This is a genomic window from Tepidibacter aestuarii (assembly GCF_934924865.1).
In the GTDB taxonomy this organism is placed as follows: domain Bacteria; phylum Bacillota; class Clostridia; order Peptostreptococcales; family Peptostreptococcaceae; genus Tepidibacter_A; species Tepidibacter_A aestuarii.
This window is the reverse complement of record NZ_OW235315.1, coordinates 2,679,553-2,694,364: the sequence shown is the minus strand read 5'-3', so window position 1 is coordinate 2,694,364 and position 14,812 is coordinate 2,679,553. Positions and strand designations below refer to the sequence as shown.

Here is a 14,812-nt window from a genome sequence, read left to right as displayed (position 1 = left end):
AAATCAGGGAGGAATTATAATGAAATTTAAAAAGCTTGTTACAGGAATAATTGCATCAACTATATTAGCTACTTCTTTAGTAGGTTGTGGTACTAAAGATGAAGAAATCAAAGGAAATACAATAGATCCTAATATTACAATTGAGCAAATTACAAAGTTAGCTAAAGAAGAAGGAGAAGTTGTAAGTATAGGTATGCCGGATAGCTGGGCAAACTGGAAAGATACTTGGAATGATTTAAATAAAAAGTACGGACTTAAGCATTCTGATACAGATTTATCTAGTGCTGAAGAAATAGCAAAACTAGAAGCTGAAAAGAAAAATCCTACAGCAGATATAGGGGATGTGGGTTGGTCTTATGGTCCTGTAGCAAAGGAAAGAGGATTAACATTACCATATAAGACTTCTCATTGGGATAGCGTGCCTGATTGGGCAAAGGATGAAGAAGGAAACTGGATGTTAGCATATACAGGAACAATGGCTATATTAGCAAATAAAGAATTAGTTGATAATCCACCAAAATCTTTCCAGGATATATTAGAAGGTGATTACAATGTATGTGTTGATGATGTTACTACTGGTACTCAATCACAAATGGCTGTTTTAGCAGCTGCTATGGCTTTTGGTGGAGATGAAAATAATATACAACCAGGTCTTGATTTCTTTGCAGAACTTGCTAAGCAAGGTAGACTTTTGACTGGTAAAAATGATTTAGCAAGTATAGAAAATGGTGAAGTAGATGTTACATTAATATGGGATTTTAATGCCCTAGCTTATAGAGACAAGATAGATAGAGATAGATTCTATGTAGCTATACCATCAGATGCAAGTGTTCGTACAGGATACACAACTATAATAAACAAATATGCACAACATCCTTATTCTGCAATGCTAGCTCGTGAATATATATTTAGTGATGAAGGTCAAATAAACTTAGCAAAAGGATATGCAAAACCTGTAAGAGAAGATGTTGAATTACCAGCAGACGTTCAAGCTATGTTATTACCTAATGAGCAATATAAAAATGTTAAAGAGATAAAAGATTTTGAAGGATGGAGCAAAACAGTTGAAAATATAGGAAGGTTATGGCAAGAACAAGTTTTAGTTTATATGAAATAATTTAATTCTAAGATAATAAGAGGTTAACCTCTTATTATCTTAGATAATTATAACTTAGAAAGAGGTAGTATAAATGAAAAATAAAAGAACATCATTTTTTATAATTCAATCAGTTTTACCTTTTGTTTTATTAACTGGATTATTCTTATTAATACCAAGCTTTACAATGATTGTAGATAGTTTCAAAAGTAATCTAGGTGGCATGTTTACTTTAGAAAATTACAAAACAGTACTTACAAATACATTTTATTTAGTAGCAATTAAAAATAGTATAAATATATCTTTGATTTCTAGTTTATTTGGACTAGCAGTTGCATTAGTATGTGCATATTCAATTTCTAATTTTGGAGAAAAAGGACAAAATCGCATTATAACGATATTAAATATGACTTCAAATTTTTCAGGGGTGCCTTTAGCTTTAGGTAACATTTTGTTACTTGGAAATTCTGGGATATTTATTTTATTACTAAAAAAAATGGGTATAAACACATTTACTAATTTTACCTTATACTCTTGGACCGGACTTATAATAACATATGTATATTTTCAAATACCATTAGCAGTAATGCTTTTGTATCCATCTTTTTTAGGAATAAAAAAAGAATGGAGAGAATCAGCTATGCTGTTAGGGGCTAACTCACTTCAATTTTGGGCTAAAATTGGAATTCCTGTTTTATTACCAGGTATAGTAGGAACATTGAGTATTTTATTTGCAAATGCTATGGGTGCTTATGCAACAGCTTACGCATTAGTAGGAAGTAACTATAATCTATTGACTATAAGAATAGGCTCACTTGTTACTGGAGATGTGATGCCAAAACCAGAGCTTGCTGCTACTTTAGCTGTAATACTAGGTATAACAACAATAACTACTATGATAATAAATGAAAAAATGAGCAAATACATTAGGAGAGGATAACATGATAAAAAAGAAGATGTGGCTGCATAAAACAACTATAGGACTACTTGTAACGTACCTATTACTTCCTTTAGTAGCAATTTTTATATACTCTATTTCAACCGATTGGTATAAAACAGTACTTCCTGAGGGATATACGTTTGAGTGGTATACAAGTTTATTTAGCGATATGAGATTTTGGCATGCAATGGGACGTTCTTTGTTTGTTGCTATAGTTCCAATAATAATAACTTTAATTGCAGTATTACTAGCATTATTTGTAGTAAGCGTGTATTTACCAAAGTATGAAAGAATATTACAAAGTATAGTATTAATGCCATATGTAATACCTGGAGTAGTACTTGCAATATCATTAATAAGATTATATTCATCTACTTTAGGCAGTTCAATATGGATACTTGTATTTGCTTATTCAGTATTTATACTTCCATATATGTATCAAGGTATTAGGAATAGTTTAAGAAATATAAATGTAAAACAGTTAGTAGAAGCAAGTGAACTTTTAGGAGCAACAAAGACAAAGGCATTTTCTAAGGTAGTTGTTCCAAATATTTTACCAGGTATAAAGGTTTCTGTTCTGTTATCATTTTCAATATTATTAGGTGAATTTGCATTAGTTAATCTTCTTATTGGTGGAAGGTATGAAACAATACAAATAATGTTATTTGAAATGTTAAAAGAATCAGGGCATATTTCAAGTGCATTAGTTACAACATACTTTGTAATTGTATTAGTAATTTCTTATGCTGCACTGAAATTAAGCAAGAGTGCACAAGTAGAAAAATAAAAATATTGAGGTGAAAATAGTGAGTTATTTAAATATAAAAGATGTTGAAAAAAGTTTTGGAGATTTAAAAGTATTAAAGAAAACTTCATTAAATATAGAAAAAGGAAAGTTAATAACATTATTAGGCCCAAGTGGAAGTGGTAAAAGTACACTCCTTAGAAGTATTGCTGGTCTTGAAAGTATAGATAGTGGTTCTATTATAGTAGATGGAGAAGATATAACAAGTAAGGAGCCAAAAGATAGAGATGTAGGAATGGTATTTCAGCAGTATGTTCTTTTTCCAAATATGACTGTGTACGATAACATAGCATTTGGCTTAAAGTTAAAAAAGATGGATAAAAAAACGATAGATAAAAAGGTTAAAGAAGTATTATCTTTGGTTGAGCTTTCAGATAAAGCTAATTCATATCCTCATCAATTATCAGGAGGACAACAGCAGCGTGTTGCTTTGGCTCGTTCTATAATATTAGAACCTAAAATACTATTATTTGATGAACCACTTAGTGCACTAGATAGAAAAATAAGAAAAAATCTTCAAGTTCAGATAAAAAAAATACAAAGAGAACTAGATATAACAAGTGTATTTGTAACACATGATCAAGAAGAAGCAATGATTATATCAGATGAAATTTACCTGATGAATAATGGAGAAATAGAGCAAAAAGGTTCTCCTCAAGAATTATACAATAACCCTAAAACTTCATTTGTAGCAAAGTTTATAGGAACTTATAATGTTTTTAGTAAAGATGTATTTGAACAGTATTTTAAGAAAAATATAAATGCAGAAGAAGTTGCAATAAGACCAGAGGTTATACAAATAAGCAAGGATGATATTTCAAATGAAGAATATAATTTAAAAGATTGTACAGTAGCTGACGTTTCAGTAATTGGTAATACAATAAGATATGAAGTTATAAAAAATGGATTTAGTATAAATGTAGATGTTATAAATGATGATTTACAAGACATAAAATTAGGAGAAAAAGTAAATATATTTGTACCTAAGAAAAAATGTATATTCTTTGAAAAATAAATAAAAAGGAGAAATATATATGAGAATAGGATTAGAAACTGAGAGCTATCATTTAGCGTTTCAAAATGGATTAATGGATATATTCGGATTTATAAGAAAGACTGCTGAATTAGGGCTTGATGGTGTAATGATAAATATTATAGCATTGCCTGGTGATAAATATATTCATCCTGAATGGGGTACTCTTGGAGGAGAAGACCCAGATCATTTAGAAAGAGTAAGAAAAGAGATAAAAAAATATGGATTATTCGCTGAAATTGATACAAGGGGCACTGATCCACAGCATTTAACGAAGGTTATAAATGTTGCAAATACAATTGGTGCAGATGTAATTAGAACTTATTGCTGTTTTAATGGATATGAGCGTGAAAGATTAGAAAGAGCACCAGAAGATATAAAGAAAATAGTTCCACTTCTTAAAAGGTATAGAATAAAACTTGCTGTTGAAAACCATGAAGAAGAAACCGCAGATGAAGTAATTAAAATAGTTAAAGAAGTTAACAGCCCATGGGTTGGAGTGCATTGTGATATCGGAAATTCAATGATGGCATGGGAAGAACCTGTTGATGCAGTTAGAAAGTTAGCTCCTTATGCATATACAACACATTTTAAGGATCATATCATTATAAAGGATGAAGACCAATATAGAGTATGTGGAGTTCCAGTAGGAAAAGGTAATATAGATTTAGAAAAATGTTTTGAAATATTAGTTAATGATTCAACTCTAACAAGAATAAATATTGAAATGTGTTATCCTTATGTTTCGATATTTAAAAGGGAAAAAGGTACAGGTGGTGTATCTGAATTAGGAAAAGGTGCATTTAAAGTTGAAGAGACACCTTTTGATCCGAGTGTAATAAAACCATCGCAGTATTATTATCCTCCAGAAGAACATTTAATAAGTTTGCTTAAAGCACAAATGAAGGGTGTTGAAGAATCTGTTAAATATGTACTAGGACTTAGAGACAAGTATTGTAGATAAAAATAGGAGGCCAAAATGCAGAAAGTTATATTGGTAATTTTAGATGGTCTAAATTATAACACAGGTATATCTAGAATGGGATTTATGCATCATCTTGTAGAAATGAAAAAAGCTCAATTATATAAAGTAATAGCTGCTCTTCCTAGTATGTCTAGACCTTTATATGAGACTATATTAACTGGAACAAATCCAATAGAGCATGGCATTACAAATAATAATATAAATAGAAGATCTAAAGAAGAAAGTATATTTAGTATAGCAAGAAAGTCAGGACTAAAGACAGGTGCAGCAGCATATCACTGGGTAAGTGAATTATATAATAAGTCACCATTTAATTATATAGAAGATAGAATCCAAAATGATTCAGCACAGAATATACAAAACGGTATGTTTTACTATGATGATAATTATCCAGACAGTCACCTTTTTTTAGACGCTGAATATATAAGAAAAGCGTATGATCCAGATTTTTTATTAATACATCCTATGGGCATTGATGAAATAGGACACCAATACTCATCTGAATCTAAGGAATATAGAAAAAAAGCAATAGAAGTTGATACTATATTGTCAAATCATATACCAACATGGATTGAAGAAGGATATAATATTATAGTTACTGCTGATCATGGAATGAATAAAGACCATGGCCATGGAGGAATAGAAGATGATGAAAGACTTGTTCCTATGTGGACAATAGGAGAATCATTTATTGATACTGATTGTAAGGAAGTAAATCAATTAATAATTGCTCCAACAATATGCAAAATATTAGGTATAGAGCCTAGTAAAAAAATGATGAAGGAAAAGTTTATAGGACTAAAATAAATTAGTAAGGGGGATAACTTTGAATAACTTTATAGATGAAAGAAAAAATCTTATATTAAATGAATTAAACAATTATGGAAAAGTATCTGTTGCTCAGCTTGCTAAAAAATTTGGAGTTACAACAGAAACAATTAGAAGAGATTTATATGCTTTAGAAGGCGAACATAAATTAAAGAGAATACATGGTGGGGCAATAAAAATTTCTTTTGATAAACAAGAACCTTCTCATATGCAAAGAAGAGACGTTTATAGAGAAGAAAAACAAAAAATAGGACGAAAAGCAGCAAGTCTAGTTAATGATAATGAAGTAATAGCTATAGATGCTGGAACTACTACTTGTGAAATACTATATCATTTAAAAGATAAAAAAAATATTACATTACTACTAAATTCTGTAGCTGCCCTTAATATAATGATAGACTTAAAAAATAAGGGAGTGTTTGATGGAAAGATAATTTTTCTAGGTGGAGAAATAAACACTGATCAATTATCATGCATTGGACCTATAAGTGAAAATCTTTTGAATAATTTCTATGTAGATAAAGCATTTATAGCTGTTGGTGGAATTAATATACAAAATGGGATAACTGGATTTGATATAAATGAAGCAAATTTATCAAAGAAGATAATGGAAACATCAAAAGAAGTTGTAGTGGTTGCAGATCATTCAAAAATAGGAGTAAGGAATTTTTATAAAATTTCAGAAATTCAAGATGTTAATATAATTGTTTGTGATGAAGAGACGCCAAATGAATGGAAAGACACATTAAATAAACATGAAATTATTTGGATAAAGGCATAAAAATAATTGTCTAGAAAGGGAATTTAAAATGTATTATTTTTCAATGATGCTAGTAATTATTGCAACGGTATTTTATAACATATGCCAAAAATCCATAAATGAAAATATAAACCCATTTGCTTCAATGATAGTGACTTATTCTGTTGCATTAGTTTGTTCTATTGCTTCAGCATTAATATTTCAAAATAAAAATATACTAGTTTCTTTTAAAGAACTAAATTGGGCAACGTATATACTAGGGGTGGCTATTTTTGTTTTAGAAATAGGATTTTTATTAGTATATAGAAGTGGTTGGAGCATAAATATAGCACCACTCTTTGCTAATATTATTACAACTTTAGTACTAGTATTTGTTGGATTATATATTTTTAAAGAGCAATTATCTATAACGAATATAGTTGGCATATGTTTAAGTGTTATGGGGTTAATTTTAATGAAGAAATAAGCTAATAAAAAATTTAATGATTTTGTACTATTTAGAAATAGAGTCTGGTTTAATAATTATAAAAGTCTCTATTTTTTTACTATAATTTTATTTGTAATTTTTAGATACTATGTTAAAATATTAGTGTGATGGTATCATAAGAACTATACACATTTAATTAAATTGAAAGTTACCTTTTGAAAAATTTAATATTTTATTTTATGCTTTGAGCCGTTAAGGACTGAGACTGTGGTATATGTTATTTATAAACCCTTTTTTTGATATGCTCAAAAAAAGGGTTTGTTTTTTTGCACCCTCTTTATGTCTATTTTTAAAAGGCAGAGAGGGTATTTTTTATTCTATAGGATGTGATATATTTGAAAATTTGTTTTATAGGTGCTGGAAAAGTAGGTACTGCCTTCGGACTTTATTTAAGCCGAAAGGGATTTGATGTAATTGGTTATTACAGTAAAAACTTTGAATCAGCAAAAAAAGCATCTTATTTAACAAAATCAACGCCATATGAAAGCTTATCAGATATGATTAAAATATCGGATATTATATTTATTACTACGAATGATGATTCGATAGAAAGTGCAGTCAATAAATTGTCTCAGGAAAATATTTTAAAAGAAGGCCAAATCATAGTACATATGAGCGGTTCACACTCATCAAGCATATTGAATAGTATTGAAAAATTTGGATGTTATATTTATTCAATGCATCCTCTACAATCATTTGCTAACGTGGAAAAATCAGTTGAAAAGCTTGAAAATACAGTTTTTACAATTGAAGGAAGCATTGAAAAAATAGATGTTTTAGAATCAATTTTAGAAAAGACAGAAAATAAGTATTTTAAAATTGATTCTAATTCAAAAAACATCTATCATGCTGGAGCCTGTGTGATCTCGAACTATTTAGTAACTTTAATGGATTTTGGACTTTCTTTTTTTGATTCAATAGGAATTGATGAAAAGGATGCTTTTGAAGCAGTGTATCCATTAATTGAAGGAACTATTGAAAATATTAAAAATTTAGGATGTAAAAATGCACTTACAGGCCCACTGGCTAGGGGAGATATTAATACAATAGAAAATCATTTAAACTCAATAAAGGTAAATATTCCTCAAAAACTTTCATTTTATGAAACCATGGCTCTTATGACGTTAGACCTTTCATCAAAGGTACCATCACGAAATAAAGAAAAAATTGAAATACTAAAAAATATTTTACAAGGGGGACTAAATGATGAATAAAAAATTTACAGTAACGTCGTTTTTAGAGTCTAAAAATAAAAGTGAGAAAATAACAATGCTTACAGCGTACGATTATTCAACAGCTAAACTTATTGATGAAGCAGGTATAGAAAGTATACTTGTAGGGGATTCTCTTGGAATGGTTGTACTTGGTTATGAATCAACTCTTGAAGTGACTGTGGATGATATAATTCATCACTGCAGAGCTGTTTCAAGAGGAGCAAAGAATGCTTTAATAGTTGGAGATATGCCATTTTTATCATATCACATAAACATAGAAGATACAGTTAGAAATGCTGGGAGAATAATACAAGAGGGTAAAGCGCATGCAGTAAAATTAGAAGGTGGAGTTGAAGTTGCAGATAAGGTAAAAGCAATAGTAAAAGCTCAAATACCTGTAATGGGACATTTAGGTTTAACTCCTCAATCAATAAATATGTTTGGAGGATTTAAGGTTCAAGGAAAAAGTGAAGATCAAGCTAAAAAAATAATAAATGATGCTATTGAGCTAGAAAAAGCAGGAGTATTTGCAATAGTACTTGAAGGAATCCCTGCAAAATTAGCACAAATAATAACCGAGAAACTTACTATACCTACAATAGGAATAGGTGCAGGAAACAATTGTGATGGACAAGTTCTAGTTACTAATGACATGCTTGGAATGTTTTCAGACTTTACTCCAAAGTTTGTAAAAAAATATGCAAATTTAAAAGATAATATTGTACATTCAACAAAACAATATATATCTGAAGTGAAATCAATGGATTTTCCATCTAAAGAGCATACTTTTTCAATTGATGAAGGTGTTCTAGAAAAGCTTTATTAAAAATATACAGCTTATAATAAGGAGAGAATTCAATATGTGTATTATAAAAACAATAAAGGAAGTAAGAAAAGAAATAAGAAAAGCAGATGATGGAAAAGAAATTTCTATAGGATTTGTTCCAACTATGGGATATCTACATGAAGGACATTTATCTCTTATAAAAAGAGCAAGGAAAGAAAATGACTTAGTAGTGGTTAGTGTGTTTGTAAACCCAACTCAATTTGCACCACATGAAGATTTTGATAGTTATCCAAGAGATGTTGAAAGAGATTATAATTTAGCAATAGAATCAGGTGCAGATATAGTATTTGCACCTGAAAAAGATGAAATATATGAAAAAAACAGCTTAACATTTGTAAATATAGAAGGAGAAATAACCAAAAAACTTTGTGGAAAATCAAGGCCTACTTTCTTTAAAGGTGTTACAACAGTAGTTGCAAAGCTTTTTAACATTATTCAGCCTACAAATGCATATTTTGGACAAAAAGATGCACAACAGGTTGCTATAATAAAAAAAATGGTAAAAGAACTTAATTATGATATAAATATAATACCTTGTTCCTTGGTTAGAGAACATGATGGACTTGCACTTAGCTCTAGAAATGTTTATTTAAATAATGAAGAGAGAAAACAGGCTTTAATACTTTCAAAATCACTTTTTACTGCAAAAGAAATGTTTTTAAATGGTGAAAAAAATGTACAAAAATTAAAACAGTTCATTATAAATAATATAAAAACTCAAAATCTTGCAGATATTGATTATGTTGAAATAGTAGATGCTAAGAATTTAGAAGATATAGAAACTATAGATAGAACAGCTCTTGTTGCACTTGCTGTAAAAATTGGAAAAACTAGACTTATTGATAATATCTATTTGGAGGTAGAGTAATGCTACTTAATATGTTTAAATCAAAAATTCATAGAGCTACAATTACTGAAGCAGATCTTAATTACGTGGGAAGTATAACGATAGACTCTTTTCTTTTGGAACAATCAGGAATACTTCCAGGAGAAAAAGTTCAAATTGTAAATAATAATAATGGAGCAAGACTTGAAACATATGTTATAGAAGGAGAAAAAGACAGTGGTATAATATGTCTTAACGGTGCAGCAGCTAGGTTAGTTCAGCCTGGTGATAAGGTAATAATAATTGCATACTGTCTTGTAGATGAAAAGGAAGTTAAAGATTTAAGACCTAAAATTTTGGTTTTAGATGAAAATAATAGAGTAGTAGAAGCTATTAATGAAGAAATTCATGGAGATATTAAATAAAATATATCTTAAACAAATAATTATCTATTATATAAAAAATAGAGGGTGGTTATATATATACATCCTCTATTTTCTATTCAGGATAAACCGAAAATCAGAAATGACGATGAATAATGTACCACTTATAGTTACAGTTTTGTACACTTTATTCCATGTTTTGCATATAAAAAGGATTTTTTCGTTTTATGTCAAATTTATTATCTAATAAAACAATTTAATATACAGGAAAATTCGTCAATAATATACTTTACATATTAAGGGAAGGTTAAGGGAAGGAATAAATACATGAAAAGTTTAAAGAAAAAAATAATGATACCTGTATTTTTATTATCTATAATAGGGATTCTAATATTATCTTTTGTCGTATATAATAAATCGAAACATATAATAATAGATTATGTCGAACTGTTGGCTCAAAATAAAGCTCAAAAGCTAGTAGTTGATGTTGAATATCACTTAGAAAAATGGAAGTCAGCAGTAAGTATGCTTGCTTCAATTGATACAACAAAAAATATGGACTATGAAGAACTTAAAAAATATATTTCTAATAATAAAGAATTAGATGATAAAGAATATGACTTTTTTTTGATTGCTGATACAAACGGTAATTATTTATCTACCATTGGAGCTAACGGTAATATTAAAGATAGAGATTACTTCCATGAAGTTATAAGTAGCGGAAATACAACTATTTCAAAACCTATAATATCAAAATCTACTGGAAATTATATTATTGTTGTTGCAGCACCTATTAAAGATGATAATGAAAATATTATAGGATTGGTTGGCGTAGGTGTAAATTTATCTACTATTACAGATATTATTAATGATGAAAAACTAGGAACTAGTGGTTATGCATATATGATTAGTAAAAATGGTTTAGTGATGGCTCATGCAAATAAGAATCTAATATATAAATGTAATATATTAAATGATGAAAATAAATCTGTTGTTGATTTTGGTAAAAAGATGATAAATGGAGAAGTCGGAATAAGATATTATGAACTTTATGGGACGAAAAAAATAGTTTCTTATATGCCTATAAAATCAACAGGATGGTCTATAGGAATGAGTGTTAATTACGATGAGGAAACTAAGAGTATATTAGTATTAAGAAATTATATCCTACTAATAGGAATTGGTATTACCGTTTTAATTCTAATATTATTAAATTATCTTACAGATACTTTAGTTAAACCTATTAATAAACTAAAAAAACATATGGAAATAGCTACCAAAGGCGATTTATCAGTTCAATGTGATATAGACAGCAAAGATGAAATAGGTGTACTTTCAAAAAGTTTTAATACATTGATAAAAGAAAATAAAAGGTTGTTAGAAGAAACACTTGAATATGATAGGCTGAAGACTGAATTTTTTTCTAATATATCTCATGAATTGAAGACTCCACTAAATATAATTTTTTCTACAACACAACTATTACCTTTATATGTTGAAAATGATAATGAAAACTTTGAAACTGCAAAAATTAATAAACACATAAATATAATGAAGCAAAATTGTTATAGACTATTGAGATTAGTTAATAACTTAATTGATATTACTAAAATAGATTCTGGATTTGTAGAACTAAATTTGCAAAATAAAAATATTGTAGAGGTTATTGAAAATATAACTTTATCTACTGTAGAATATGCAAAAAGCAAGTCAAGAACAATTATATTTGATACAAATGTAGAAGAAAGAATTATAGCTTTTGATCCAGAGCAAATGGAAAGAATTATTCTAAATCTTATTTCTAATGCTATTAAATTCACAAAACCTAATGATGAAATAGAAGTTAAAATTTATGATGGAGCAGAAAATATTATAATTTCAGTAAAAGATACAGGGATAGGAATTCCAAAAGAAAAACAAGAAATGATTTTTGAAAGATTTAGACAGGTTGATCATTTATTATGTAGAAAACATGAGGGAAGCGGAATAGGTTTATCTCTTATTAAATCTTTAATTGAATTGCATGGTGGTAAAATTTCTGTTAAAAGTGAATATGGAAAAGGAACAGAGTTTATTATTGAATTACCTATTAAAACTATTGATGAAGAAGAGAATATATATACATTAGATGACTTTGCACAACAAACTAATGTAGAAAAAATTCACATTGAATTCTCGGATATATATGAATAATAGTTTGTAAATCCTCATGAAATTAGATTGTCATTTGCGGAGTACTGCTTCTTATATGTCATATATAACCATTATTGTAGTTTTATTGTCTTTTTTACATAGTGACGCTAAATTAACTAAGCCGACCACCTGGGCATTACTATAACCAGGCGGTCTTTTTTATTTACCTCTGGGCAAATAATTAATGTCAAGATGGTATTTCATACATATTCACTGTTATTCCTAAAGTAATATACCCTTCATTCCTAGGTAAGAAGGGTCGATGGTTAATCGCCGTACCCTATCCTAATTAAAACTTTTTCTATAGATTTACTTGATATTATGTGTAACTTCCGAATTCTCTTGAAGCCTTAAGCATAGCATAAAGATTTAATGGTGGAGTTTCTGGTGGAAGGTCACAAGATGGCATTAGTATAAAACCACCTTTATGGTATTTCATCTTTTCAATTATATCTTTTGAAGCATTAAAAACTTTTCTTTGATTTCCTGATAAAAGGAGAGTGGAGGGAACATTTCCTCCAATGATATATTGATCTCCGAAGGTTTTTGCTACTAGTTCAATATCCATCTTTTCACTTACACTGATAAGACTTCTTTCTGGTAGTGAAATTTCTTTAAAATATTCTAAGTTCAATTTATGATCTCCACAAAGATGTATTCCAAAATTTTTAACTCCTTTTTGTTTGAGTTGTTCATGAATTTCTAATATATATGGAAAACTGAAAGTTTTGAATATCTTTGGAGAAACCATAGTATTTGACTCTAAGGGATAACAAGAAAAAGCCGAACAATTTTCTACTCCAAATTCTTTTATATAGTAATCAGCAATATTTAAAATATGGTCTGTTGCTAATCTAAGTAATCTATGAACGAGTTCAGGTTTTTTATAATACCATCTTATTAAAAGAGAAGGGTCTATTATATGACCCACTATTTCAAGTGGAGAACCAGCAGGTATGGATACAGAAAAATTGTTTTTTCTAGAAATTTTGTAAAACTCAAGTCTTTTTTTGAAACCATAGGATTTGTTTAAACATGGTAACTTAAGATTTTCAGCATCCTTAGTGTTTTCCACTGCTCTTTTTTTAAATTTAGGTATTGCAATTTTTCTAGTACTTGAAAAAGAAATTTCTCCTCCAAAATCCCATCCCATCCATCCAGGCAAATCAAATCCAGGAGACCCATCGCACCCATGAAGTTCAGCACAAAGAATTTGTGCATCAAAGGAGGCTTGGGGATTTAAAAAAAATTCTTCAGATGATAATCCTGCTAAATTACCAGCATACATTGTTGCTAATGATATAAAAGGAACTCTATCTAAATAGGTGCCATTTATAAGTCCATGCATCCTTTCAGACGATGTTAATTGATCTTTACTCATATGTACCTCCGTTTGATAAGTATAATAGAAATTATAACATCAATCTTAAGTATTTTAATCTTAATCATAGCATTATTAGAAAATATTATACACTTAGGGATAATTATAGAGTTTTTTTATTTAACAAAACAATATAACTTATGTACAATTATAAGGGATATGTTGAAGTTCGTCATAAAATGTATTTTTAGAAGAGGAGGAAGAAATATCGAAAATATTAGAATTAATGCTGAGATAGAGAAATTATATTTTTGTCTTAATATGGATAAAAAAATAGTGGGAATAAAGTTCCTATTTTCAGAGGAAGATTTTAATTCTTTTAATGTTGAGCCAGCAAAAAATAAACTTTCATATTGCATGATGGTAAAGATTGCATCAAGTGGAAAGTGTGTTAAGGCTAGAGCGGAACATTTTAAGTGCAATTCATCTGCTAGGGCACTAGGAATAAAAAAAACTGATTCTTACATTCAATCAGGCAGAGAATACTATTCATATGGATTATATAACAGCTTGGGAACAGCAAAGAATGTACATGATAAAGTTACATATATAAATGACCATATTTATGGAGTAATACTTCAGCCACTTGAAAAGTTTGAAGTTGAGCCTGATGTAGTCATAATGATTTCCAATCCTTATAATATTATGAGAGTTTCTCAAGGGTATAGTTATACCTATGGAATGGCTAAAAATATAAGATTTGCAGGTAATCAGGGAGTCTGTTCAGAACTTACTGCAAGGCCCTATGAAAACAATGATATCAATGTTTCACTCTTGTGTGCAAATACAAGATTTTCATGTAAATGGAGAGATAGTGAAATGGGAGTTGGAATGCCATATAAAATATTTTTAAATGTCTTAGAAGGTATTTTAAAAACCCTTAATCCAACTGAACCTGATAACAAAAAAGAAGAAATTATTAAAAGAACAAGAGAAAGAGGAGTAGAGATTAATATCATTAAGGGCCAGAATTATTACGATTCTTCTATTGGAGTAGCCAAATTAGATGAGTAAGTAAGCCATAAACATTAAAT

The 14,812-nt window shown here is 29.0% G+C and carries 15 protein-coding genes; 14 read left to right on the top strand and 1 reads right to left on the bottom strand.

Annotated features, from left to right (window positions below):
• The first annotated feature begins 19 nt into the window (after window positions 1-19).
• From M2214_RS13270 to M2214_RS13210, 13 genes are all read left to right on the top strand, one after another.
• Window positions 20-1,117, top strand: coding sequence for an ABC transporter substrate-binding protein (locus M2214_RS13270; protein ID WP_248479482.1), 1,098 nt, complete (start codon window positions 20-22; stop codon window positions 1,115-1,117).
• A 73-nt stretch (window positions 1,118-1,190) separates the two neighbouring features.
• Window positions 1,191-2,036: an ABC transporter permease gene (locus tag M2214_RS13265; protein ID WP_248479473.1), complete on the top strand. Its 846-nt coding sequence runs from the start codon at window positions 1,191-1,193 to the stop codon at window positions 2,034-2,036.
• A gap of 1 nt (window position 2,037) precedes the next feature.
• Window positions 2,038-2,823 (top strand): ABC transporter permease, encoded by a 786-nt coding sequence (locus tag M2214_RS13260; protein ID WP_248479471.1) that lies wholly within the window; start codon window positions 2,038-2,040, stop codon window positions 2,821-2,823.
• A 19-nt stretch (window positions 2,824-2,842) separates the two neighbouring features.
• Window positions 2,843-3,856, top strand: a complete 1,014-nt coding sequence (locus tag M2214_RS13255; protein WP_248479469.1) for an ABC transporter ATP-binding protein — start codon at window positions 2,843-2,845, stop codon at window positions 3,854-3,856.
• Between the two features lie 19 nt (window positions 3,857-3,875).
• Window positions 3,876-4,838, top strand: a complete 963-nt coding sequence (locus tag M2214_RS13250; RefSeq protein WP_248479467.1) for a sugar phosphate isomerase/epimerase family protein — start codon at window positions 3,876-3,878, stop codon at window positions 4,836-4,838.
• A gap of 15 nt (window positions 4,839-4,853) precedes the next feature.
• Window positions 4,854-5,666 (top strand): alkaline phosphatase family protein, encoded by an 813-nt coding sequence (locus tag M2214_RS13245; protein WP_248479458.1) that lies wholly within the window; start codon window positions 4,854-4,856, stop codon window positions 5,664-5,666.
• 19 nt (window positions 5,667-5,685) lie between these two features.
• Window positions 5,686-6,468 carry a DeoR/GlpR family DNA-binding transcription regulator gene (locus M2214_RS13240; protein ID WP_248479456.1) on the top strand — a complete coding sequence of 261 codons (783 nt, stop codon included), beginning with the start codon at window positions 5,686-5,688 and terminating at the stop codon, window positions 6,466-6,468.
• Between the two features lie 43 nt (window positions 6,469-6,511).
• Window positions 6,512-6,913: an EamA family transporter gene (locus M2214_RS13235; RefSeq protein ID WP_248479454.1), complete on the top strand. Its 402-nt coding sequence runs from the start codon at window positions 6,512-6,514 to the stop codon at window positions 6,911-6,913.
• Between the two features lie 356 nt (window positions 6,914-7,269).
• Complete coding sequence (locus M2214_RS13230) at window positions 7,270-8,148, top strand: Rossmann-like and DUF2520 domain-containing protein (protein WP_248479452.1); 879 nt, start codon at window positions 7,270-7,272, stop codon at window positions 8,146-8,148.
• A complete protein-coding gene (gene panB, locus M2214_RS13225) occupies window positions 8,141-8,974 on the top strand; it encodes a 3-methyl-2-oxobutanoate hydroxymethyltransferase (protein WP_248479447.1) in 834 nt (277 codons plus the stop codon). Before M2214_RS13230 ends, panB begins: the two co-directional genes overlap by 8 nt.
• A 34-nt stretch (window positions 8,975-9,008) precedes the next feature.
• Window positions 9,009-9,863, top strand: a complete 855-nt coding sequence (panC, locus tag M2214_RS13220) for a pantoate--beta-alanine ligase (RefSeq protein WP_248479428.1) — start codon at window positions 9,009-9,011, stop codon at window positions 9,861-9,863.
• On the top strand, window positions 9,863-10,246 hold the full coding sequence (gene panD, locus M2214_RS13215; protein ID WP_248479427.1) for an aspartate 1-decarboxylase: 384 nt from the start codon (window positions 9,863-9,865) through the stop codon (window positions 10,244-10,246). Before panC ends, panD begins: the two co-directional genes overlap by 1 nt.
• Before the next feature lie 285 nt (window positions 10,247-10,531).
• Window positions 10,532-12,397 carry a sensor histidine kinase gene (locus M2214_RS13210; protein WP_248479425.1) on the top strand — a complete coding sequence of 622 codons (1,866 nt, stop codon included), beginning with the start codon at window positions 10,532-10,534 and terminating at the stop codon, window positions 12,395-12,397.
• Window positions 12,398-12,716: 319 nt separating this feature from the next.
• Here the strand turns inward: M2214_RS13210 and M2214_RS13205 are convergent, their stop codons facing one another.
• Window positions 12,717-13,778 carry a uroporphyrinogen decarboxylase family protein gene (locus M2214_RS13205; RefSeq protein WP_248479423.1) on the bottom strand — a complete coding sequence of 354 codons (1,062 nt, stop codon included), beginning with the start codon at window positions 13,776-13,778 and terminating at the stop codon, window positions 12,717-12,719.
• Between the two features lie 12 nt (window positions 13,779-13,790).
• Here M2214_RS13205 and M2214_RS13200 point away from each other — a divergent pair, with 12 nt between their 5' ends.
• Complete coding sequence (locus M2214_RS13200) at window positions 13,791-14,792, top strand: DUF169 domain-containing protein (RefSeq protein ID WP_248479421.1); 1,002 nt, start codon at window positions 13,791-13,793, stop codon at window positions 14,790-14,792.
• The last annotated feature ends 20 nt before the right edge of the window (window positions 14,793-14,812 follow it).